Origin of the sequence: Scytonema millei VB511283, assembly GCF_000817735.3 — a bacterium.
Lineage (GTDB): Bacteria > Cyanobacteriota > Cyanobacteriia > Cyanobacteriales > Chroococcidiopsidaceae > Chroococcidiopsis > Chroococcidiopsis millei_B.
The window spans coordinates 355,877-379,681 of record NZ_JTJC03000004.1 but is presented as its reverse complement, the minus strand read 5'-3'; the positions used below and the strand labels follow the sequence as shown (position 1 = coordinate 379,681).

The following is a 23,805-nucleotide window of genomic DNA, read 5'->3' as shown; positions in this document are numbered from 1 at the left end:
GGGAGCAGGGAGTAGGGAGCAGGGAGCAGGGGGGAGCAATTCTAGCCACCAGTCACTAGTCACTAGTCACTGATAACTATCAACTGTCAACCGTCAACTAACAACTAGTATTTAATTTGTCGATCGCCGCGATCAGTTCTGCTGGTTGGTGGATGAGAAAATCGGGCTGATATTGTTCCAGCGCTGCGGCGGAGTTGAAACCCCAACTAACAGCGATCGCAGTGACTTTACTTCTTTTTGCTGCTTCTATATCTCTGGTTTCATCGCCGACATAGACACTCTCTGACGGTGCAATCCTCTCTTGCTTCAAAATCTTTTTGATGACTCTACTCTTACTGAAGAGAGCGGCTTCTGTGTAAATAAAGTCAAAGAAATAATCCATATCATTGAGTTCCAAAAAAGCAAAAATATTGTCTTTAGAGTTAGAACTCAGGATGCCGACTTTATCGACTCGTTTTCTCAATTCGAGTAGAGTTTCTTTAATCTCGGGAAAAGGTTGAATTTTAGAAATTTCTGCATTCAACTCTGATTTGACTCTAGCAACTAACAGGGGAAATTTGAGAATTGATATTCCTGATTGTTTGATAATTTGACGCGAACTTAGGTTTTTAATCTGAGCAATTTCTGCGGTGCTGATGGGTTTATGTCCGAATTCTACAGCTAAGCGATTAGTAATACCGACAATGGAGTGAAGTGTATCGGCAATAGTACCGTCAAAATCAAAAAATATCACCTTAATGGTCATTACAGTGAATCGGAATAAACAATCGTAGCCGACGATTCAAGATTAGCACGGGCGTTCCTTCTCAGCATTTCGGGTTTGATCCGCCGCAAGGCTGAACCTGTAAAGCGCCGATCCCACTCGCCGTCTTCTATTGTTGCTAGTTCTGTGAGTTTTGGGGCAAGATTGTGCGGATAAGGATGAAATTCGTTAATATCTGTCGTGCGAGCAAAACGCTGGTTCCAAGGACAAACATCTTGACAAATATCGCAACCAGCTACCCAACCATTAAGACGGGAAGAGATCGCTTCAGGTAACTGTTCGGCACGATTTTCGATTGTATGATAAGCAATGCAGCGATTGGCATCGACGACAAAAGGCTGCGTAATTGCTTGTGTCGGACATGCCTCTAGGCAGCGAGTACAATTACCGCAATGTTGCGTATGGGGTCGATCTGGGGTCAAAACTAAGTCAGTCAGCACTTCACCCAAAAATACCCAAGAGCCGTATTCTCGTGTAATTACGTTACCATTTTTAGCAATCCAGCCGATACCTGCTTGTTGCGCCCACGCTTTATCTTGAATTGGACCCGTATCGGCATAGAATCGCGTTTGGATATCTGCTGCTTGCGATCGCAACCACTGAGTCAAGGCTTTAAGCTTTTTGTGCAGTACCTTGTGATAATCTCTACCCCAGCCATAACGAGAAATTTTTGCATTTGCTAGATCTGTAGAATGTTGGTGAGGAGTGTAATAGTTGAGCGCCACGCAAATTAGCGATCGCACTTCTGGCATGACTAAACGAATATCCTCGCGCTTGGGGTTTGCCATCCATGCCATGTTTGCTTGGTATCCCAGTTGCAACCAAGCTTGCAACCTCTGCCGCTCCGCAGTTCCTACTGCTTCTACTGCGGCAATGCCGACTTTGTGAAACCCTAATTCTAAGGCTTTTTGTTTGATTTGGTCGCTGGTTAGGTTAGTCATTGGTCATTGGTCATTGGTCATTTGGATAGTACACCCAAATGATTGATGACGAACTACGAATCACAAATTCTAGAATCCTTCTATAGGGGCAGGTTTTGACCTACTCTTATATGCGATCGTGAGCGTTAAGAGCAAGCTGTTTTTGTCGAGAGGGATGAATGAATCGCATGGAAGCATCAACGCGATCGCAGCAGGATACGGTACAACAAATAACAGGCATTACAGAATCTACAATTGTTCGTTACTTTGACACTTTAAATACAGAAAATTATCAAGCCTGTGCAAATTTATTCGCTACAGATGGAGTGATGTATCCTCCTTTTGAAGCAGGAATTTTGGGACGAGAGGCGATCGCTTCCTTCTTGCAGGGGGAAGCTCAAGGAATGAAGTTGGAGCCAGAGCGAGGAATTTCCCAGGTTGTGGAAAATGGCGATTTGGAAGTGCAAGTCGTGGGGAAAGTGCAAACCCCTGTGTTTGGCGTGAACGTTTCTTGGTTCTTTTTACTCAATTCTCAGCAAGAAATTGCTGCCACCAAAATCAAACTCTTAGGCTCACCGCAGGAGTTGTTGAGTTTGAAGCGATAGGAAGTTGTAAATATGTATCTGTAGAGACGCAATACATCGCGTCTCTACTAAAGACCTAACCAACTAGCCCAGATCTCAGGGCGCGGACTGCGGCTTGGGTGCGGTCATCGGCGCAGAGTTTGTTCAGGATGTTGCGGACGTGGGTTTTTACCGTACCAACGGTAATGTAAAGTTTTTCCGCAATTACAGCATTACTACAACCTTCTACAATCAGTTGCAATACCTCTAATTCCCTTTCGGTGAGGGGGTAAGCAGCTAACATTTGGTCGTAGTCTTCATCAGCTGCATGGATAGCAACAGTTTTGTTGTCTTTGTCTTCTTTACTAACTTCAGCGACTACAGCAGCAGGAACTTCGGCAGGTGCGGGTTTGACTTGCTGTAAAACAATGCGGGCGATCGCGGGATCGATCCAAGCATTGCCGCTGTGGGTGACGCGCAATGCTTCTAGTAAGTTATCGAAACTAATATCCTTCATGCAATAAGAATCAGCCCCCGCCGCAAAAGCAGCTAACACTGCTTCTCGATTGTCTCGCAAAGTCAAGATCAAAACTTTGGTAGTGAATCCTTCTCCCTCGCTTGCGGCTGCCTTAATCTCCCTAGTTAGTTCAATGCCATCTTTATCAGGTAAACCGATATCCACGATCGCAATATCGGGATGGACTGTCTGCAATAACTGCAAACCCTCGCTAGCGTTGGCAGCTTCACCTACCACTTCAAGTTCTTGCCGCTGTTGTAGTGCTGTTCTGATCCCGACGCGAGTGAGATCGTGGTCTTCAATTAAAGCAACGCGAATTTTACTCATGTTTTTTACATTTGTCATTTGTCATTGGTCATTTGTCATTGGTCTGGTAATAAATGACAGATGATGCTTTGGCTGCATGTCCTACAACTAAAAGTAAAGTGGGATTCAAAGCGAGGTAGATCGCAGCCCTTACTCACTGCTCTAGCCATTCCATAAACTCTTGTAGGATTGCTGTATCAAGTAAGTTTTTAACTCTAGCTTTGTTCGATAATCTAATCTTAGTACTTTTATTTACATTGCCATCCTCATTTGCTTTCATGCTCCATAATTGCCAAGACGATCTTTTGCTATCCTGCAAAAACCTCTACTTATGGCTTTAATACTTTTATCCAGTTTTTTTCATCCCTCTCAAGAGAGAACTTGTCGATCTTCTCTTGTTTTAATTTTTTTTATTTGAGTTATCCCGACTTAAACTTATAATAAATCTTAACTCGATCGTAATTATATTTTTTTTTGGATAAAGAACGGTGATTTCTATCAATATTTACCAGAAAGACTTACATATAAGGGGTTTTCGAGAATTTCAATATTTAGATATTACCCTTTCTGGCAAAGAGAGTAAGTTAACCTTTCAACTGAGATGCTATCTAGATAAAATTTATCTATCTAACAGTGTAATAGAATTTTTCCTAGCATAGAAAATCAAGTTGCTAATACAGTCAAAAACTAAATGAGCCAAATAGAAACAGTTCCTGGGGAACTTTGGCAGACCATCCATCCTGAAGATCGCGATCGCTATTACCAGCAACGGCAGCAAGCGATCGCTCGCCAGCAGGCTTATACTGTCTCCTACAGAGTTTTGGCAGCAGATGGAAACTATTATTGGTGGCAAGAACAAGTTATCCCAAAAGAGAGTGACGGATCGGCTCGGCAAGTCGCTTTTATTACTCAAACCGATGTAAAATCAACCGTACCGGAATCGGCAAAGACACAACCAGAAGTAACACAACTAGAAGCCGTACAACAGAGATTTCAAGATTTAGTCAACGGGCTGGAAGACACGATTGTTTGGGAATACGATCCAGCAACGGCGCGATTTACCTTCGTCAGTCAAAGTGCAGCAGAAATTTTAGGCTACCCTGTGGAACAGTGGCTACAGCAGCCGAACTTTTGGCAGAATCTCATTCACCCTGAAGATCGGGCAAGGGTAGTACAGTCTTACCACCAGGAAAAGCTAGGTCGCGATTGTAGTTTGGAATACCGCTGTATAGCCGCAGACGGGCGCGTGGTGTGGCTGCGCGATCGCCTGCACTTTGCTCGCGATCGTGAGGGAAAATCTAAACTGCGGGGATTGATGTTGGATATCACCGCAGCCAAGCAAGCAGAAGCAGAATTGCGGGAAAGCGAAGCTCGATTTCGCACGATGGCAGACGGCACACCCCTGATGATCTGGATGGCTGGGACTGACAGTTTGTGGGAGTTTGCCAATCAATCTTGGTTAAATTTTACCGGACGCAGTTTAAAACAGGAATTAGGCGAAGGCTGGACTGAAGCAGTACACCCTCAAGATGTCTCTCGTTGCGTGGAAACTTATTTATCAGCTTTTCACAGTCGGCAAGAGTTCGCGCAAGAATTTCGCCTGCGACGGGCGGATGGTAAGTACCGTTGGATCTTTGAAAAAGGCAGTCCTCGGTTTACCCCCGACGGGAGTTTTGCTGGATATATTGGCTGCTGTTTGGATATTAGCGATCGCAAAGCTTCGGAAGACGCACTCAAAACGCGGGCAGAGGAATTAACTTATCTCACAACCGTGCTAGCGCAAACCAACGTGACGTTAGAAAAGCGCAATCAAGAATTAGATCAGTTTGCTTACGTTGCGTCTCACGATCTCAAAGCACCATTGAGAGCGATCGCCAATTTATCAGAATGGATTGAAGAAGATCTATCAGACAAACTGACAGCAGACACGCGCCACCAAATGAACCTACTCCGGGGGCGCGTCCATCGCATGGAAGCCTTAATTAACGGATTGCTGCAATATTCCCGCGTCGGACGGATGGACACGCCAAAATCTGAAGTTTCTCTAGGAGATTTGTTAGCAGAGGTCGTTGACTCTCTCTCTCCACCTGAAACGTTCTCAATTGAAATTGCACCCATGCCGACAATCCTGAGTGAAAAATTGCCTTTACAACAAGTCTTTACTAACTTAATTAGCAACGCCATTAAATACCACCCCAGGCAGGATGGCAGAGTTAGTATTTCCGTGCAAGAGTATGCCTCAAATTATGAATTTGTCGTAGCCGATGACGGGGACGGAATTGCGCCCGAATATCACGACAAGATATTTGGTATCTTCCAAACTCTGTCGCCCCGTGACACAATCGAAAGCACGGGAATCGGCTTAGCGATCGTCAAAAAAATTGTCGAACAACAAGGAGGTACTATTCGGCTAAAGTCACAGCCAGGAGAAGGAGCAGCTTTTTATTTTACTTGGAAGAAGTGAGCAGTTATCAGTGACTAGTGGCTGGTGGCTAGTGACTAGAGAAAAGTCTAGCCACTAGCCACTAACCACTCAATACTCCCTGCTCCCTCAAAAATACTACAAACGATTGAGGTGTATAGGCTCCAATTTTAGTCAAGATGGAATATATAAAACTTCATAATGAAAGACAAGATGATACATATTCTGCTTGTCGAGGATGACGAAGTGGATGTCATGAACGTAAAAAGAGCGTTTAAGAAAAATAACATTACCAATCCACTCTATACGGCTAGTGATGGGATAGAAGCATTGTCAATCTTGCGAGGAAGTGAAAGCGAACCATCGCCAATCCCGCAAGAGCGGCGATTAATTTTATTAGATTTAAACATGCCCAGAATGAATGGAATTGAATTTTTACGAGAATTGCGAGGTGATGCCAATCTCAAACAGATACCTGTCGTGATGTTGACGACATCTAACGAAGACAGAGATAAAGTTGAGGCTTACAACCTGAATGTCGCTGGATATATTCTCAAACCAGTCACGTTCGATAACTTTATCCAAGTTATGGCAACGCTGAATAATTATTGGACTTTAAGTGAAATGCCTTAAGTGAAGGGAGCAGGGAGCAGGGAGCAGGGAGCAGGGTATATACCACTCCCGATTCCAGATTCTTATGGAAGAAGCAGTCAAAATTCTAGTTGTAGATGATGATGAAGTCGATCGCATGGCAGTGAGGCGAGCGCTAGTCACTGCTGGGGTGAAGATGGACTTGTCAGAAGCAAATGGCTGTGCTGAAGCGATCGCCCAGTTGCAACAGCAGCAGTTTGACTGCGTATTTTTAGATTATCGCTTGCCAGATGGCGATGGATTGAGTTTAGTGCAACAAATCCGCTCTTTGGGCTTTACAGTTCCTTTGGTGGTATTGACAGGGCAGGGAGATGAGCAAATCGCCGTCCAGTTAATGAAAGCGGGGGCATATGACTATTTGTCGAAATCTAAACTGTCGGTAGAGGGACTAAGCCAGACTCTCCGCAATGCTATCCGCCTGCATAAAGCAGAATTGGCAGCTCAAGAGGCAAACAGTAAATTAAGGGAAAGCGAGGAACGCTATCGATTAGTACTAGAAGCTGCTAATGATGGGGTGTGGGATTGGTACTGTACCACCGATGAAGTTTATTGTAACGATAGGTTATTAGAAATTATTGGGGTCGAGCGGGCAGAATTTACTCACACCCCCACAGCGCTGTTAGATTTAATTCATCCAGAAGATTTACCCGAGATCAAAACCGTAGTCAGAAATCACCTGCTACACGGAGATAAATGTGAAGCTGAGTTTCGGATGCTTCACTCCTCTGGGGAATATCGCCATTGCGTGGCTAGGGGAAAAGCTCAAAGAGATGCTCGCGGCTATCCGTACCGGATGTCGGGAATTGTGAGCGACATTACGGAGAGTAGAAGACTGGATGCTGCCCTTAAAGCGAGCGAATCTCGGTTCCAGCGCTTGGCGGAGACAAATATCGTAGGTGTGATATTAACCAAATTGAGTGGTGAAATTATTGAGGCAAATCAAGCTTTTTTACAAATGGTGGGTTACACTCAGCAGGACTTAAAAGCGGGAAAGTTGCACTGGCAAAAAATGACACCACCAGAATATGCTGAGCAGAATCGACTTGTCGTCGAACAACTGCGCACGGCTGGCAGTTTTAACTATTACGAGAAAGAGTATATCCGTAAAGACGGAACGCGAGTGCCAGTACTATTAGGTGCAGCAGTTGTAGAACAGTCGCCCGATACGGCAATTTGTTTTACTGTCGATTTGAGCGATCGCAAACGTTCGGAAGCTGAAATTATCAACCTCAACCAAAATTTGGCGCGGCGAGTCAATGAGTTGGAAACGCTGCTCGACGTGATTCCATTGGGAATTGCGATCGCCCAAGATCCGAAATGCCAATATATTCGCGTCAACTCAGCGATGGCAAAGCTCATGGGGCTATCACCAAATGCTAACGCTTCTAAAAGCGCGCCATTAGAGGAACGACCAAGTTACAAAGTCTTCCGTCAAAGTCAAGAAATTCCTGCTTCCGAGTTACCCATGCAACAAGCGGCAAGCAGCGGTCAACCAGTGTTAGATGTAGAGTTAGACTTAGTAATCAAAGAAGGTACGCCCCCAGTCAAATTGCTTGGCAATGCCGCCCCTTTATTTGACGAACAAGGTCAATGCCGAGGCAGTATAGGGGCATTTGTTGATATTACTGAGCGCAAGCGAATTGAAGAACAAGAACGATTTTTAGTTGAAGCTAGCAACATTCTGGCTGCTTCTCTAGATTATCAAACTATTTTGAATAACCTAGCTCAACTGAGCGTACCGCAGCTAGCAGATTGGTGCAGCATTCACATTCTCGAAACAGACGGCTCGATCCGGCAAGTGAGCGTGGCTCATTCCGCACTATCTCAGGTACGGTGGCTAGAAGCTTTAGCTTGTCACTACCCTGTTAGTTCAAATAGCACGTTGGGCGTATCCCAGGTTATCCATACTGGGGAGTCAGTTTTATACCCAGAGATTGACGATAACTTACTCCAAAGTCTTGCCCGCGATCGCGACCATTTGCAAAGTTTGCACCAAATTCAGATGAAATCGGCGCTGTGCGTCCCAATTCAAGCACGCGGTAGAACGCTCGGAGCAATTAGTTTTGTGGCAGCTGAGTCACAGCGAGTTTATACTAATGCCGACTTGACATTTGCCGAGGATCTCGGTCGTCGGGCTGGATTAGCAGTAGATAACGGACGGCTTTATCAAGAGGCTAATGAAATTGGTGAAAATCTGCGTCAGGCGATCGTCATTTTGGGCGAACAGCAGCAACAACTGCGCGTCTTACAGCGGATTGGCAACCTGCTCAACCAACGCTTAACCGACGTATCCGAGCTACTACACGTTATCGTCGGAGCTGTCTGTGATGGAATTCCCGATGCAGATTTTGCCGCGATCGCCACTTACAATTCTGCAACTGACGAATTAGAAACTTCTGCCACAGCGGGTATTGGCAAGGAAAGATTGCTCTTAACCGAAATTTTCGATCCCGATCTGGGAGTCTTGAGGCAGGTATTTGAGACTGGGGAAACGCGGTTGATGAGAGGGAGCAGGGAGCAGGGAGCAGGGAGTAGGGAAGAGGGACAAGGGGGACAAGGAGAATTTAATTCCGAATTCCGAATTCCGAATTCCGAATTCTCTCCAGCCCCTAGTTCTTTGTATGCAGTGCCGATCGCTTCGATGAATGGAGAGCGTTTGGGTGTATTAGTGGTGGGAAATTGGCAAAATCTTGATGCCTTCGACCCCGAAGACCAAAATTTAATGGCAGCGGTAGGAGAACAGGCGGCGATCGCGATCGGGAATGCTCGCTTAATCGAGGCTTTAGAGGAAAGGGAAGAACGGCTAGCTGCTCAAAATTTGACTTTAGCTCAACAAAATCGAGAACTGGAGTTAACCAGACAACGGATCGAGCAGCAAAATCTCCAATTGATCGAAGCAGCACGGCTGAAATCTCAGTTTCTCGCCACCATGTCTCACGAACTACGCACGCCCTTGAATGCCGTGATTGGTTTTGCGCAAGTTTTGTTACGTCAGCGTTCTGCGGCTCTGTCTGCAACTCAATCTGGCATGATCGATCGCATTTTGAGTAATGGCAAACATCTCCTTGCTTTAATTAACGATATTCTCGATCTATCTAAAATTGAATCAGGTCGGCTAGAACTGCAATTAGAATTAATTAGCTTAGATCGTTTAGTTATATCAACTATTGATGAACTTAGACCTCTGGCGGAGCAGAAGCAGTTACCTATCAATGTCGATTTGCAGACCGAAAACTTGACAATTGTTAATGATAGTAACCGCCTGCGTCAAGTATTAGTCAACTTACTCTCTAATGCAATTAAATTTACTGAATCTGGTTGTATAGAAATCAAAACTTGCGAACTTTCCAGTACACAATTTATGCTGAGTGTCAAGGATACTGGTATTGGTATTGCTACATCGGAACTAGAGCATATTTTTGAAGAATTTCGTCAAGTCGATCAAACGACAACCCGCAAACATGGTGGGACTGGCTTAGGTTTAGCAATTACCAAATCGCTAGTCCACATGATGCAAGGCAAAATTTCCGTTGAAAGTCAACTAGGTAAAGGTTCGACATTTCACGTTGAGTTACCGAAGACAGTGACCGGTGACCAGTGACCAGCGACCAGTTATCAGTTATCAGTTATCAGTTATTAGTTAATTCCGACTTCTGACTTCTGCCCTGCTCTATACTTTCTCAAGAATGAAGCTATTTATCTAATATTCTGTTAGCGTGAACTTAGTTTGATTAAATAGATAAACAAAGACTACCAGATAGTTATTCTTTATTTATTCCGATTGCCCTTCTGCCCCTCTGCTCCTCTGCTTCCTTGTCCCCCTTGTCTCTCTTCCCTACTCCCTAACTAACCAATGCCCGGACGCGACATAATTGTTATCGGTGCTTCTGCTGGTGGGGTAGAAGCGCTGTCTCAACTGCTAAGCCTTTTATCGGCGGATATTCCAGCGGCAATTTTTGTCGTACTACACATTCCCTCTGAAGGTTATAGTGTTCTCCCGAAAATTCTCAATCGGGCGATCGCCAAGCGTCAGAAGCAATCCTCCCCCAAAGCATTCCATCCTCAAGATGGCGAGCAGATCGAATATGGCAAAATTTATGTCGCACCACCCGATCGCCACTTGCTCGTCAAACGCGGCTCGATTACTCTGGCTCGCGGTCCTAAAGAAAACGGTCATCGCCCTGCGGTAGATCCATTGTTTCGCACGGCAGCACGGGTATACGGACAAAGGGTTGTAGGCGTGGTACTGTCGGGGACGCTAGATGACGGGACAGCAGGACTGATGGCGGTGAAGCAACGAGACGGCGTGGCGATCGTCCAAGATCCTGAAGAGGCAATGTATTCAGGAATGCCGCGCAGTGCAATTGAAAATGTAGAAGTCGATCGCATTTTACCCGTGACAGAGATGGCAGCCTTGCTTGTAGAGCTGGCGAACCAGCCTGTAGTAACAGAAACAACAACCGTATCTGATGATATGGAAATGGAGGCTGACATGGCAGAACTAGAGTTAAATGCTATGCAAAACCCCGATCGCCCTGGTACGCCCTCCCCGTATGCTTGCCCAGATTGCGGTGGCGTGCTGTGGGAACTGGATGAAGGCAGGCTGATGCGCTTCCGCTGTCGCACGGGTCACGCTTACTCTACAGATAGTTTACTTGCCGCTCAGTCAGAGTCATTGGAAGATGCACTGTGGAGCGCACTGCGAGCATTGGAAGAAAAAGCTGCCCTGACAGAGCGATTGAGAAATCGCGCCCGCGATCGCCAGCAAACTTATTCTGCTAGACGGTTTGAAGAACAAGCGCGAGCCGCACATCAACAGGCGACTTTAGTGCGCCAACTGATCTTAAAAAGCGACAGTAACGGCAGCGATACATCAGTAGCGAATGGACAAGTGGTAGGATCGCAGAGTATTGCAGCCTCGGGAGTCACTCCTGAAGCAAAAATGGAACATCCTGCCTTGGAAGACTCCTCGCCGCCTCAGAAAGTTGTAGCGATCTGCGCCTCCGCAGGAGGATTGAGTGCTCTGAGCCAAGTTCTATCGGCATTACCAGCAAATTTTCCTGCTGCTATTACTGTAGTTCAGCATGTCAGCCCTCACTACCCTAGTATGATGGCAGATATTCTCAGCCGTCGCACAAAGCTGCCTGTCGTACAAGTTCGACCGGGAGATTATTTGCGTACGGGGACAGTTTACATTGCGCCGCCAGACCATCACCTATTAGTTAATGCAGATGGTAGCCTGTCGTTGTCCCACTCAGAACTCGTACATTTTGTTCGTCCTTCAGCAGATTTGCTCTTTGAATCGGTAGCCGCCAGTTTCAAACAACAGGCGATCGCAGTTGTCTTGACGGGTATGGGTAGCGATGGTGCAATGGGAGTCAGAGCAATTGAAGAAATGGGTGGAACTGTCATTGTCCAAGACTACAAAACTGCTGAATTTGGTGGAATGCCAGAAGCAGCCATTAATACTGGCGTTGTCGATCTGGTTTTACCGTTGAACGAGATTGCCCCTGCCTTGGTAAAACTAGTTGCAGTTGAGGTAAAGGGATGAGGGGTGAGGGATGACGGATGAGGTTAATGCGGAGTTTGAAGCGTTAATTAACTACATTAAACGCAATCGCGGCTTTGATTTTACAGGGTATAAGCGTTCTAGTTTGATGCGGCGAGTGCGCAAACGAATGCAGACGCTCGATCTCGACAGCTTTAGCGATTATATGGATCGTCTAGAGGTAGCACCAGAGGAATTCGTCTATTTATTCAACACAATTTTGATCAATGTCACGTCCTTTTTTCGCGATCGCGCGACTTGGGACTACGTGACAACAGAAATTGTGCCTCGAATTACTGCCCGCAAGGAACCTACAGAACCAATTCGGATTTGGAGTGCTGGCTGTGCTTCGGGACAAGAGGCTTACACTTTAGCAATGGTGATGGCTGAGGTAGTGGGCATCGAGCAGTTGCGTCAGCGCGTCAAAATTTATGCAACAGATGTGGATGAAGAAGCGCTCAACCAAGCCCGCCACGCTACTTTTAACGAACGAGAGGTGAGTTCCGTTCCGCCGGAAATGTTAGAACTTTATTTTGAGAATTCCAACGGGGTTTATACTTTTCGTAAAGACCTCCGCCGTTCGGTGATTTTCGGTCGTCATGACTTGTTACAAGATGCACCTATTTCCCGCATTGACTTATTGTTATGTCGCAACACGTTGATGTATTTCAATGCTGAAGCTCAATCGAGAATTATTGCCCGCTTTCACTTTGCTTTAAATGATGCTGGCTTCTTATTTTTAGGTAAAGCAGAAATGTTACTCAGTCACGGCGATTCTTTCACGCCGGTTGATTTGAAGCGACGAATTTTTATTAAAGTTCCTAAAGGAAATATGCGCGATCGCTTGTTGCTTATGGGGAACAATCACGTCGATGACGAAGCAAATTATTTAGCTAGCCACGTCCGCATTCGGGATACAGCATTCGACCTCAATTCCACTGCACAGATAGCGATCGATGTCAATGGACTACTCACATTAGCTAACGAACGCGCCCGCAACTTATTTAATATTCATCCTAGAGATTTGGGTCGTCCGCTGCAAGACTTAGAAATTTCTTACCGCCCTCTAGAACTGCGCTCTCGGATTGACCAAGCCTATGCTGAACGGCGTACCGTCAACCAAACAGAGGTAGAGTGGATTTCTTCCTCTGGAGAGACTTTGTATTTTGACGTACAAATATCGCTCCTGCAAGACATTAACGGGAGAATGCTGGGATGCAGCATTGTTTTTATCGATGTTAGCCGCTCGCGACGGTTGCAAGAGGAACTAGAACATTCCAATCAAGAATTGGAAATGGCTTATGAAGAATTGCAGTCAACCAATGAAGAATTAGAGACAACCAACGAAGAGTTGCAATCTTCTAATGAAGAACTGGAGACAACAAACGAGGAACTGCAATCGACTAACGAAGAATTGGAAACCATGAATGAAGAACTGCAATCTTCCAATGAAGAGTTGCAGACAATTAATGAAGAACTGCGATTGCGCAGCGACGAACTGAATCAAGTCAATGCCTTTCTAGAGTCGATCCTCACTAGTCTGCGCGGTGGAGTGGTAGTCGTGAATCGCGAACTGCAAGTCCAAGTTTGGAATAATAAAGCCGAAGATCTCTGGGGCTTGCGCAGTAACGAAGTTGAAGGACAACATTTTTTAAACTTCGATATTGGTCTACCAGTCGGACAGTTGCGACAACAAATCCGTTCCTGTCTAGCAGGAGAATCTCGCTCTATTGAAGTGATTCTAGATGCGATCAATCGGCGCGGTAAGGCGATCCAATGTAAAGTTACTCTCACCCCTTTAATGGACGCTAGGCAAGGAATTCACGGGGTAATCATGTTGATGGAAGAACAAGAGTCAGCGAACAGCGACCAGTGACCAGGGAGCAGGGAGCAGGGAGCAGTGACCAGTGAACAGTGAACAGTGAACAGTGACCAGGGAGCAGCGATCGGTGACCAGTGAACAGTGACCAGCGACCAGGGAGCAGTGACCAGGGAGCAGCGATCGGTGACTCCTCGATAACTGATAACTGATAACTGATAACTGATTAAATAAAGCTTTTGACTGAGTTATTCTCTTCCTTTCAGTAGGTTTGAGAGAAACACTTTATTAGCTATTTTTTTATTGAACGACTGAATAAAAGTGAAAAAAAAATAATGTTGCCTACCGTACATACATCACTTAACTTATATTGATGTTACTAGTACGAATATTGCATTTTTATCAAAACCTTCGCGTTAAAAATAACACCTGACTTTACCGACTCTAGCAAACCGATTAGCTAAAAGTCTCAAAAAATAGCAATTTTGACAGAATTTTTTTTTAAAAACCATGTATATATTATCGATCGCTATTTTATTTCACACCACTGTCAATGTCAGGTCAAAGCGCTGCCTTGTTTCTACCTTCAGAGGGTTAGGTTTAGCTCAAAGATCGATCGCCATACAACACATGGTCAACCCACTGCTACAATCTCGATTGGTGGAGGTGTAACATGGACGCGAGGGTATTTAATCAAAAAATAGAAGCCACCTATAAACAAGCAGCCCTGTTATACAAGCGCACCAAAGTAGCATCACCAGAGCAACGGGCAGAATTACTAGAACAATCGCTAGAAGAACTACGAATAACCCTAGAGGAATTACACGTAGCAGAAGAAGAAATATTATCCCAAAATGAAGAACTGGCGATCGCGCGTTCTCAAATTGATATCGAGCGCCAGCGTTACCTGGACTTATTCGAGTTTGCCCCCGATGGCTACATTGTGACAGATACAATTGGAAAAATTCGCGAAGCCAATCGTGCTGCTGCTAAACTACTCAACGTGCCACAGCAATTCTTAGTTGGTAAACCGCTGATTAACTACGTTCCCTCCGAACAACGGCAAGCTTTTCGCACTCAGTTGCAAAAAATGTCTCAAATGCAACAGATGCAAGAATGGGAATTGACAATTTGTCCGCGCCATGCTGTCGCCTTTGATGCTGCCGTGACGGTATCAAGCATATATGATGCGAGTGGCAACCCCAGGGGATGGCGGTGGCTAATCCGAGATATCACTGCCCGTAAACAAGCGGAAGCGACGATTCGCGCCGTTCAATTGCAAAACTTGCAACTACAAGAAGCCGCAAAGCTGAGAGCGCATTTTTTAGCAATTATGTCTCACGAGCTACGCAGTCCTTTAAATGCGATCGTTGGATTTTCTCAGTTATTACTGCGTCAGACTCAAAGCGCCTTGCCTCAAACCCAAGAAAATATGGTGTCGCGTATCCTTAATAGTGGGAGGCATTTGTTAGTTTTAATTGAAGATATTCTTGACTTTTCCAAAGTTGAAGCTGGCAAGTTGACTTTAAAATTAGAGCCTTTAAATGTCGTCGATTTAGTTATAGCAACAACAGAAGAAATGCTCTGTTTAGCCGAACAGAAACAGCTAAAATTACAGAGATCGTTTGCTATAGAATCCCCCATAATTACTAATGACAGCGTTCGTCTGCGGCAAATCTTACTCAATTTGCTATCAAATGCAATCAAGTTTACTGAGGTTGGTAGGGTTGAAGTTAGAGTGTGGGAATTAGGTTCAGACCGGATTGCGATCGCAGTAGAAGATACGGGAATTGGGATTGCTCCAGAAGACTTGCAATCGATTTTTCAACCATTCCGCCAAGGCAACCAAACGCTGACGCGCCAGCATGGAGGTACGGGACTGGGATTAGCAATTACAGATTCCTTAGTCAAGATGATGGGAGGAAAAATTTCGGTTGAAAGTAAAGTAGAGCAAGGCTCGACATTTTACGTCGAGTTACCGCGTCAGGTTGGAGAGCAGCAATAGACTTGGTTAAAAAGCAAAGTCGCAGGAGATCCCCCAACCCCCTTAACAAGGGGGCTATTATTTCCCCCTTCGGTTGAGAGGCAAAGTCGCAGGAGATCCCCCAACCCCCTTAACAAGGGGGCTATTATTTCCCCCCTTTTGAAGGGGGGAACCAGGGGGGATCGAGAGCTTTACTTTAATTGCAAAACTCCCACCGACTCCCGACTCCTCGTACGGGCGCACAGCTGTGCGCCCCTACCGACTCCCCTAATTCACAGAACTCAACTCTTTACCTACCGTAACTTCAGGCACATCAGCTTCAGAAGGTGGTACGACTTGCCAGAATTTAGGCAAATAGTTCGACCAATTCGCTAAAATTGCCCGCGCTTTAGCAGAATTCGTCCTTTCGGCATGAGTTTGAATCAATTGACGCAACTGTTGTTCTCCCGCAGGCGAATTGACTCGTTGCAGCTTGACGATTTCGTGGTTGACTAACTCAGGGAAATTCCCCTCTTCGTCAAGGAAGTAGGCTAATCCACCCGTCATCCCCGCACCGACGTTTCTCCCAACTTTACCCAGAACAACAATCGTCCCACCAGTCATGTATTCGCAACAGTGATCGCCTGCACCTTCAATGACCGCTACACCTTTGGAGTTGCGGACTGCAAAGCGTTCGCCTGCGATTCCGTTAGCAAAAAGCACTCCACCCGTCGCCCCATACAAGCAGGTGTTACCGACGATGACATTCTCAGCCGCCGCGTAGTTAGCTTCTGGAGGAGGCGTGATGACAATTTCACCACCATGCATCCCTTTACCTACGTAGTCGTTGGCTTCCCCAACGAGTTTCAAAGTCATTCCCGATAAGTTGAATGCGCCGAAACTCTGTCCTACCGCACCCGTAAAGTTGAGGTCGAGTTGTCCTTCAAATCCATCATCGCCGTAATGGGAAGCGATCGCACCCGCAATTCTCGCGCCTACGGTACGGTCGGTGTTGACGACGTTGTAGGTTTTGCTTACGGCAGATTGATTTTGAATTGCGGCTTGAATTTCTGGATCGGCAAGAATCTCGTCATCCAGGACGTGTCCGTTGCTGTGGACGCTTTCGTGTGACAACCAAGCGCGATCGCTTTTCGTATCGGGTAATTTGGTGATGCAATCGAGATTGAGAGTTTGCGTTTTCGTCAACCGCACCTCTTCCCTAACTTTCAGCAAGTCGGCGCGACCGACAATTTCATCGATAGAACGATATCCCAACCGTGCCAATAAGCTGCGCGTCTCTTCGGCAATAAATAAGAAGAAGTTGACAACGTGTTCTGGAATCCCTGGGAAACGCTGGCGCAAGTCTTCCCGTTGGGAAGCAACACCTACGGGACAATTATTCGTGTGGCAGATTCTCGCCATAATACAACCCTCGGCAATCATGGCGATCGAACCGAAGCCGAATTCTTCTGCTCCCATCAACGCACCCATAAGCACATCCCAACCGCTCTTAATTCCGCCATCAACGCGCAGAATTACGCGATCGCGCAGACTATTTTGCATTAGCGATCGATGCACTTCTGTCAGTCCCAATTCCCACGGCGTACCCGCGTGCTTGATCGAACTTAAGGGGGATGCGCCCGTACCACCGTCGTGACCCGAAATTTGAATGATGTCGGCGTTAGCTTTAGCTACCCCCGCCGCGATCGTCCCGATGCCGATTTCTGCTACCAATTTCACCGAAACTTGGGCGTTGGGATTGATCTGGTGCAGGTCGAAAATTAGCTGCGCCAAGTCTTCAATTGAATAGATATCGTGGTGGGGTGGCGGCGAAATCAATGTTACCCCTGGTTTAGAACGCCGCAGCATGGCGATGTAGGGGCTGACTTTTTTCCCTGGAAGTTGTCCGCCTTCGCCTGGTTTTGCACCTTGAGCGATTTTAATTTCGATCTGCTTGGCGTTCATCAGGTATTCTGGTGTCACGCCAAATCGACCGGAAGCAACTTGTTTGATCGCGCTAGATGCCGTGTCGCCATTTTTCAAACCCTTGAGATGCGGTAGCAGCGAGGAACGCCCTTCACTCACATCTTCTAAAACCTTGAACCGAACTGGATCTTCTCCGCCTTCACCAGAGTTAGATTTACCACCAATCCGGTTCATAGCGATCGCCAGTACTTCGTGCGCTTCCCGCGATAATGCCCCTAGAGACATGCCACCCGTACAGAAACGCTTGACAATGGCGCTAGCTGTTTCCACTTCTTCGATTGGCACTGGACTGCGATCGGATTGGAAGTCGAGTAAGTCCCGCAAAGCAGTTAACGGACGATTTTGCAGGTGTTTTTTGTAAATGTTGTAATGGTCGCGATCTCCTGGACTAGCAACAGCTTTGTGCAAAGCCTTCGCCAGTTCGGGGCTGTTCATGTGATATTCACCCCCTGGACGGTACTGGACGAAACCGAAGTTTTCGAGCTTCTTCACCGTCACTTCTGGGAAGGCGCGAGTGTGGAAGGATAGGACTTCGCTTGCCAGTTCGCTAATACTCAACCCGCCTAAGCGCGATGTCGTGCCGTAAAATCCTAGAGCGAGTAAATCGTGTCCGATGCCGATCGCCTCAAAGATTTGCGCTCCTTGGTAGCTCGATAGTAGCGAAATCCCCATTTTGGACAGAATCTTCAAAATGCCTGCTTCGACAGCTTTTTGGTAATTATCTAAGGCTTGTTGTAAGGTCAGACTAGACATTTTACCCCGCTCCATCATCTGCTGAGTCTTCGGGTCGCCATGCCAACTTTCCACTGCGGCTAAGGTGAGGTAAGGGCATACAGCAGATGCACCGTAGCCAATTAGACAGGCAAAGTGATGGGTACTCCAACATTGCGCTGTATCGACCACTAGCGAGGCTTTCATTCGCAGCCCAGCTTTGATCAGGTGATGGTGTACGGCTCCTATTGCCAACAAGGGTGGAATATAGCTAGTTTCGGCGCTAATTGGATTATGCGTGCGATCGCTCAGGATTAAAATTTGCTTGCCAGCTTTGACAGCTGCAACTGCATCGGCTTGTAACTTTTCTACAGCTTTTGCCAATCCTGCGGGACCGGTAGTAATGTCATATTGCGTCGAAAGCGTGGCACACTCAAAGCCAGATTGGGTAATTGCCTCCAAATCTGCTTGCTGTAGTACGGGAGAGTGTAACAGCAAGCGTCGGGCATCTTCCGCTTGCGGGTCGAGCAAGTTCCCGCGAGCGCCCAATTCTACTTTTAACGACATTACCAAGCTTTCCCGCAACGGATCGATCGCGGGGTTGGTAACTTGGGCGAACCGCTGTTTGAAGTAGTCGTACAGCAAATGCGGCTTTCCTGAAAGGATAGCTAAGGGGATATCATCACCCATACAAAATGTTGGTTCTTTCCCTTCCGCCGCCATCGGCTGAATCGTCATTTCTACGTCTTCGCTGCTAAAACCGAAGGCGATTTGGTGACGCAGTAGGGTTTGTCTATCTTGATAAGGGTGTGGGGTGTGGGGTGTGGGGTGTGGGGTGGAGCCGTTACCGTTGTCCTGGTTTGTGGTTTCTGTAGGGGCGCACAGCTGTGCGCCCCTGCCTAGTTCGACGCGATACTGTTTCAGCCACTCACCATATGGATGCGCTTTGGCGACGCGCTGTTTGATTTCCCAATTTTTGAAGATACTGCCTTCGTTTAAGTCTAGAGCAATGGTTTGTCCTGGTCCGAGTCTACCTTTTTCAACAATTTCGCTTTCTTTCAGGTCTACAACTCCAGCTTCGGAAGCAACCACCAGCATCCCATCTTTGGTGACGACATACCGCGCCGGACGCAAGCCATTGCGGTCTAGTGTAGCTCCTACAGTTTTGCCATCGCTGAATACGAGTAAGGCGGGACCATCCCAAGCTTCTTGGATACCGCTGAAGTATTCGTAAAAGTCTACAATTTCAGGATATTGTGCTAGTTCTGGTTGATTTTGGTAAGCTTCGGGAACCATCAACATCAAAGCTTCCGAGGGGCTGCGACCGGAACGCACCAGTAATTCAAATACATTGTCTAAGGTGGCAGAGTCGCTGTTATCGAGCTGTACGATTGGATTCAAGGCATCCAAATTGCCTTGCCATACAGGGTGGTTTAAGTCAGCTTGTCTCGCCCGCATCCAGTTAATATTACCCAGCAGCGTGTTAATTTCGCCGTTGTGTCCCAACAAGCGCATCGGTTGGGCAAGGGGCCATTTGGGTAAGGTGTTGGTGCTGAAGCGGCGATGATAGACGCAAAAAGCACTTTGATAAGCAGGGTTTGTTAAGTCTTGGTAGAATTCGCCCAATACGGCAGCGCGCACCATACCTTTATAGACGATGGTACGGCAGGAGAAGGAACAGATATAGCAGTGTTCCGACCATTGAAGTTGAGTTTGTTGCGCGATCGCCTTACCGATGCGACGGCGGGTAATATAGAGTTGTCGTTCCAGTTCTTCGCCTGTTAGCTCGGAACTGACAATTATTTGCTCGATTTGCGGCTGGTTTTCCCGTGCTTGAATACCTAAAATTTCTGGCTTCACGGGGACGACTCGCCAACCCAGAACCGTCAGTCCAGCAGCAGTAGCAACTTGTTCGACGATCTTTCTGACGATTTGCGCGTCAGAGGGTTCTTGCGGTAAAAATACCATACCGATGCCCGTGCGTTCTTGGGGTGGAATGGCAATATTTTGCTCTTTCATCCAGGCATGAAACAGTTCCCACGGGATAGCACTTAAAATTCCCGAACCATCACCAGAATCGTTATCGGCACTACATCCACCTCGGTGTTCCAAGCATCCCAATGCTTTAAGTGCTGCACTTACAATACCGTGGCTGGGAATATTTTGCTGCTGGGCAATCAGTCCAACTCCACACGCATCTCTTTCTTCTACTAGCCATCTGGGTTCCACGTAGGAATTCACTGCTTCAACAGCATCCGCAGCGTGAGAATTTATTGCATTATTTATGTGTTGATTTTGATTCATACGGTTGCCATCCATAGACTAGTTCTAAATTATGTTTTTATTGGTAGTTGGTAGTTGGTAGTTGGTAGTTGGTTGACGGTTGACGGTTGACGGTTGACGGTTGCTCTTTCTCCGCGACTCTCCCTCAGCTCCCTCAGCTCTCTTCCCCCCGACTCCCTACTCCCGCAATCTTCCTCGTGCTACTACCAAAGCTTTTCGTACTTGCTCGAATCCCGTACCACCATAACTATTACGGGCAGCAACAACTTGATGAGGGGCGATCGCCTGATATATATCAGTATCAAATGCTGGATGTAATTCTTGCCATTCTGCTAAAGTTAAATCCTTTAAAAGTTTGCCTGCGGCGATACAGGTTTTGACAACCTTACCTACCAAGTTATATGCTTCCCGAAATGGTACGCCTTTGGTAGCTAAATAATCGGCGACATCTGTAGCATTAGAAAAGTCTTCTGCTACTGCTTGAGCGAGGCGCGGAGTCCGAAACTCCAATCCTTCAGCAAACAAAATTGTCATTGCTTCCAGACAAGCTCTAACGGTACGAATGGCATCAAATAACGCTTCTTTATCTTCTTGTAAATCCTTATTGTAAGCTAAAGGCAAGCCTTTCATCAGTACCAATAATGCCTGTAAATGTCCGCAAACTCTCCCAGTTTTACCCCGCACCAATTCCGGTACATCAGGGTTTTTCTTTTGCGGCATGATACTCGATCCAGTCGCGCAGCTATCTTTAAGTTTGACAAAACTAAATTCTTCCGATGCCCACAAAATTACTTCTTCAGATAGCCGCGATAAATGCACCATAATTATGCTTGCCGCTGCTAAGAACTCTATGGCAAAATCGCGATCGCTCACCCCATCTAAGCTATTAGCATAAACTCCATCAAATTCTAATAATTTAGCCGTGTAATGGCGATCGATGGGAAAGGTAGTTCCAGCTAACGCACCGCTACCCAAAGGAGAAATATTCACTCGCTTACGGATATCTTTCAGCCTTTCTTTATCCCGTTGCAGCATCTCGAAATATGCTAGCAAATGATGGGCTAAGCTCAGTGGTTGAGCGCGTTGTAAGTGCGTGTAGCCAGGAATCAGCGTTTCAATATTCTGTTCGGCTAAATTCAGCAAAACCGTTTGCATTTGCTCAATTTCAGCTTGAATTTCTTGAATTTGGTGGCGCAGGTAAAGTCGAATATCCGTACCGACTTGATCGTTCCGCGATCGCGCTGTGTGTAGTTTTTTCCCTGCATCGCCAACTATTTCTGTCAAGCGTCGTTCGACTGCAAAATGCACGTCCTCCGCTTCAATTCCAGGCGTAAATTGCCCGTTGCGGTACTCTTGGCGAATTTGTTCTAAACCCGATACCAGTTGTTGCGCTTCCTCCTGGGTAATAATACTTGTATGCGCCAGCATTTGAGCATGGGCGATCGAACCTGTCAGGTCGTATTCGATCAATTCGATATCGAAGCCAATACTAGCGTTAAAACGAGCGATCGCGGGATGCAAAGCCGTTTCAAATCGCTGGCTCCAGGTTTGGGATGCTGGTGATTTCGGGAGGTGCGTATTCAACTTTCCTTGACCCTGTGTTACCTAAGTGTGAAGAGATATTGCGATCGTGCTTGAAAGTACTTTCGACTCTAAAAAAAAGCTGTGAATATTTTGTGAATAAACCCTAACATTGTAAATTTTAGATTTGAGATTTTGAGTTTTAGGAAGGTTGTTAATTCATAGTTTTGCCGTCTCTACCGATGCACAATTGAAATTTAAAAACTGTAGTTTAAAATACAGTTTTTCCAGACGAGACGAAAAAACTGAAAAATCAGTTTGTAGTTCTTCATAAATATATTTTGCAGCTGACACCTGAAACTGTGTGCTTTGTCACAGGCAAGTCACTCTGTAGGGGTGTTGAAAGTCAAAAGTCAAAAGTTAAAAGTTAAAAGTTGACAGTTGAAAAGCTAGGGTAAGACTGCTACGGCATCAACTTCAAATAACATGCGATCGAGCGCTAATCTTGGGACTGGAATGAGAGTTTGAGTAGGCGGGCGATCGCCCCACCTTGCCTCGATCTCAGATCCTAAGTGCTGTAGTTTAGACTCGTCATGGTTAACTACAAGTGTAGTCAGCTTCACCACATGTTCTGGGCGTGCGCCAGCTGCATTCAAAGCAGTGTCAAGATTGGCAAACGCCTGTTTTAATTGGGTGGCAAAGTCATCGGCAAGATTGCCATTTTCGTCCTCACCACCTTGACCAGCAATATAAACGATGCTTGCTCCTGCTGGTGCGATCGCAACATGCGTGTAACCGTTTGGAGAAGGGTCATATAAGCCGACTGGGTTGATGCGTTGAATTTCTCTATTCATCCTTTTGCCTCCGAATAACAGATGGAATACAAATGGTTCGTAGGGGCGCACAGCTGTGCGCCCCTACCATCTGAATTGCGCTCGCCAGCAATCCTATTTGGCAAAATCTTTTGAAACCACGTAAATCATGCAATACGAAACCCGTACTTGCCTTCACTTTCTAAAGATATTTCGTTATAAACTAAAGTGTAAAAGACTCAACCAACTATGTAAACATTTTCCTTTAGTATCTGCCCAAAGATAGAAATGGTAATTGGTGATTGGTCACAGATCCCTTTTCTCACTGATAACTGATAACTGATAACTGACAACTGATGAAGCCATCAAATCAAAACATTCGTACAAGACGGGCGATCGTCAAGCTGCTGAAACAAGAAGGAGCGATGGATGCTGCTGCGCTTGCTTCTCACTTTAAAATTTCTGCAATGGCAGTGCGACAACATTTATATGCACTGCAAAAAGAGCAATTAGTCACCTATCAGGAAGAACAACGGGCGATGGGTCGTCCGGCGAAGTTGTGGCAACTCACCCCCGCAGCCGATCGCTTTTTCCCTCATGGTTATGCCGAGTTAACGCTAAGCCTAATCAATTCAGTCACAGAAGCTTTTGGATCGGAGGGATTAGAACGGCTGTTAGAAATTAGAACTCGCCAACAAATTGAAGCATATCAAGAGCAGATTCATACCACTAGCAGTATTCAGCAGCGACTAGAAGCCCTAGCAAACCTACGTACCGATGAGGGGTATATGGCAGACGTTGAATCGCTCTCAGATGGCTCATTTCTATTCATTGAAAACCACTGCCCGATCTGCGCCGCCGCCACAGCTTGCACGGGACTTTGCAGCCAAGAACTAGAAGTCTTTCAATCGACTCTAGGTGAAGACGTGGCGATCGCGCGTACCGAACATTTAATTGCAGGCGAACGGCGTTGTGTATATCGAATCAATCAAATGTAGAGACGTGACATGTCACGTCTCT

14 protein-coding genes and 2 pseudogenes are annotated in these 23,805 nt (G+C 46.3%); 10 read left to right on the top strand and 6 right to left on the bottom strand.

All coding sequences use genetic code 11. The annotated features are described in order from the left end of the window. Positions 1–97 precede the first annotated feature (97 nt). Complete coding sequence (locus QH73_RS16705; RefSeq protein WP_039717057.1) at positions 98–745, bottom strand: HAD-IA family hydrolase; 648 nt, start codon at positions 743–745, stop codon at positions 98–100. Continuing rightward, positions 745–1,704 carry a tRNA epoxyqueuosine(34) reductase QueG gene (gene queG, locus QH73_RS16700; protein ID WP_039717058.1) on the bottom strand — a complete coding sequence of 320 codons (960 nt, stop codon included), beginning with the start codon at positions 1,702–1,704 and terminating at the stop codon, positions 745–747. Before queG ends, QH73_RS16705 begins: the two co-directional genes overlap by 1 nt. Before the next feature lie 158 nt (positions 1,705–1,862). Between queG and QH73_RS16695 the strand changes: the two genes are divergently transcribed. After that, entirely contained in the window at positions 1,863–2,288 is a 426-nt protein-coding gene (locus QH73_RS16695; RefSeq protein ID WP_039717059.1) for a YybH family protein, read from the top strand. A 55-nt stretch (positions 2,289–2,343) separates the two neighbouring features. Here the strand turns inward: QH73_RS16695 and QH73_RS16690 are convergent, their stop codons facing one another. Further along, positions 2,344–3,090, bottom strand: a complete 747-nt coding sequence (locus QH73_RS16690) for a response regulator (protein WP_039717060.1) — start codon at positions 3,088–3,090, stop codon at positions 2,344–2,346. Positions 3,091–3,760: 670 nt separating this feature from the next. Here QH73_RS16690 and QH73_RS16685 point away from each other — a divergent pair. The 8 genes and pseudogenes from QH73_RS16685 to QH73_RS16660 all read left to right on the top strand — a co-directional run bounded on the left by QH73_RS16685 (position 3,761) and on the right by QH73_RS16660 (position 15,514). Next, positions 3,761–5,533 carry a PAS domain-containing sensor histidine kinase gene (locus QH73_RS16685; RefSeq protein ID WP_132867173.1) on the top strand — a complete coding sequence of 591 codons (1,773 nt, stop codon included), beginning with the start codon at positions 3,761–3,763 and terminating at the stop codon, positions 5,531–5,533. 159 nt (positions 5,534–5,692) lie between these two features. Then, the gene (locus QH73_RS16680) at positions 5,693–6,124 is read left to right on the top strand and encodes a response regulator (protein ID WP_039717061.1); all 432 of its coding nucleotides are present in this window, start codon (positions 5,693–5,695) and stop codon (positions 6,122–6,124) included. A gap of 64 nt (positions 6,125–6,188) precedes the next feature. Beyond that, a pseudogene (locus QH73_RS28855) lies at positions 6,189–6,974 on the top strand (PAS domain-containing protein); the annotation flags it as partial. Then, positions 6,948–9,743 carry a sensor histidine kinase gene (locus QH73_RS16675; protein WP_309476502.1) on the top strand — a complete coding sequence of 932 codons (2,796 nt, stop codon included), beginning with the start codon at positions 6,948–6,950 and terminating at the stop codon, positions 9,741–9,743. The pseudogene QH73_RS28855 and the gene QH73_RS16675, both read left to right, overlap by 27 nt. A gap of 252 nt (positions 9,744–9,995) precedes the next feature. Continuing rightward, positions 9,996–10,547 (top strand): annotated as a pseudogene (locus QH73_RS29195) (chemotaxis protein CheB); the annotation flags it as partial. A gap of 537 nt (positions 10,548–11,084) precedes the next feature. Beyond that, on the top strand, positions 11,085–11,693 hold the full coding sequence (locus QH73_RS27835; RefSeq protein WP_201278202.1) for a chemotaxis protein CheB: 609 nt from the start codon (positions 11,085–11,087) through the stop codon (positions 11,691–11,693). Between the two features lie 10 nt (positions 11,694–11,703). Continuing rightward, a complete protein-coding gene (locus tag QH73_RS16665) occupies positions 11,704–13,566 on the top strand; it encodes a CheR family methyltransferase (RefSeq protein WP_039717064.1) in 1,863 nt (620 codons plus the stop codon). Positions 13,567–14,182: 616 nt separating this feature from the next. Beyond that, positions 14,183–15,514, top strand: a complete 1,332-nt coding sequence (locus QH73_RS16660; protein ID WP_039717065.1) for a PAS domain-containing sensor histidine kinase — start codon at positions 14,183–14,185, stop codon at positions 15,512–15,514. Positions 15,515–15,760: 246 nt separating this feature from the next. Here the strand turns inward: QH73_RS16660 and gltB are convergent, their stop codons facing one another. From gltB to QH73_RS16645, 3 genes are all read right to left on the bottom strand, one after another. Further along, positions 15,761–20,488 carry a glutamate synthase large subunit gene (gltB, locus tag QH73_RS16655; RefSeq protein WP_039717066.1) on the bottom strand — a complete coding sequence of 1,576 codons (4,728 nt, stop codon included), beginning with the start codon at positions 20,486–20,488 and terminating at the stop codon, positions 15,761–15,763. A 141-nt stretch (positions 20,489–20,629) separates the two neighbouring features. Next, complete coding sequence (gene argH, locus QH73_RS16650; protein WP_039717067.1) at positions 20,630–22,036, bottom strand: argininosuccinate lyase; 1,407 nt, start codon at positions 22,034–22,036, stop codon at positions 20,630–20,632. A gap of 386 nt (positions 22,037–22,422) precedes the next feature. Further along, the gene (locus QH73_RS16645) at positions 22,423–22,827 is read right to left on the bottom strand and encodes a RidA family protein (RefSeq protein ID WP_052290219.1); all 405 of its coding nucleotides are present in this window, start codon (positions 22,825–22,827) and stop codon (positions 22,423–22,425) included. 314 nt (positions 22,828–23,141) lie between these two features. Between QH73_RS16645 and QH73_RS16640 the strand changes: the two genes are divergently transcribed. Further along, positions 23,142–23,783, top strand: coding sequence for a helix-turn-helix transcriptional regulator (locus tag QH73_RS16640; RefSeq protein ID WP_039717068.1), 642 nt, complete (start codon positions 23,142–23,144; stop codon positions 23,781–23,783). The last annotated feature ends 22 nt before the right edge of the window (positions 23,784–23,805 follow it).

Excerpts from the sequence above, each read along its gene's own strand:
- QH73_RS27835 (WP_201278202.1), top strand. The coding sequence starts at position 11,085 with ATGGAACATCCTGCCTTGGAAGACTCCTCGCCGCCTCAGAAAGTTGTA.
- QH73_RS16705 (WP_039717057.1), bottom strand. The coding sequence starts at position 745 with ATGACCATTAAGGTGATATTTTTTGATTTTGACGGTACTATTGCCGAT.
- QH73_RS16640 (WP_039717068.1), top strand. The coding sequence starts at position 23,142 with ATGAAGCCATCAAATCAAAACATTCGTACAAGACGGGCGATCGTCAAG.
- queG (WP_039717058.1), bottom strand. The coding sequence starts at position 1,704 with ATGACTAACCTAACCAGCGACCAAATCAAACAAAAAGCCTTAGAATTA.
- QH73_RS16690 (WP_039717060.1), bottom strand. The coding sequence starts at position 3,090 with ATGAGTAAAATTCGCGTTGCTTTAATTGAAGACCACGATCTCACTCGC.
- QH73_RS16695 (WP_039717059.1), top strand. The coding sequence starts at position 1,863 with ATGAATCGCATGGAAGCATCAACGCGATCGCAGCAGGATACGGTACAA.
- gltB (WP_039717066.1), bottom strand. The coding sequence starts at position 20,488 with ATGGATGGCAACCGTATGAATCAAAATCAACACATAAATAATGCAATA.
- QH73_RS16665 (WP_039717064.1), top strand. The coding sequence starts at position 11,704 with ATGACGGATGAGGTTAATGCGGAGTTTGAAGCGTTAATTAACTACATT.
- QH73_RS16660 (WP_039717065.1), top strand. The coding sequence starts at position 14,183 with ATGGACGCGAGGGTATTTAATCAAAAAATAGAAGCCACCTATAAACAA.
- QH73_RS16685 (WP_132867173.1), top strand. The coding sequence starts at position 3,761 with ATGAGCCAAATAGAAACAGTTCCTGGGGAACTTTGGCAGACCATCCAT.
- QH73_RS16645 (WP_052290219.1), bottom strand. The coding sequence starts at position 22,827 with ATGAATAGAGAAATTCAACGCATCAACCCAGTCGGCTTATATGACCCT.
- QH73_RS16680 (WP_039717061.1), top strand. The coding sequence starts at position 5,693 with ATGAAAGACAAGATGATACATATTCTGCTTGTCGAGGATGACGAAGTG.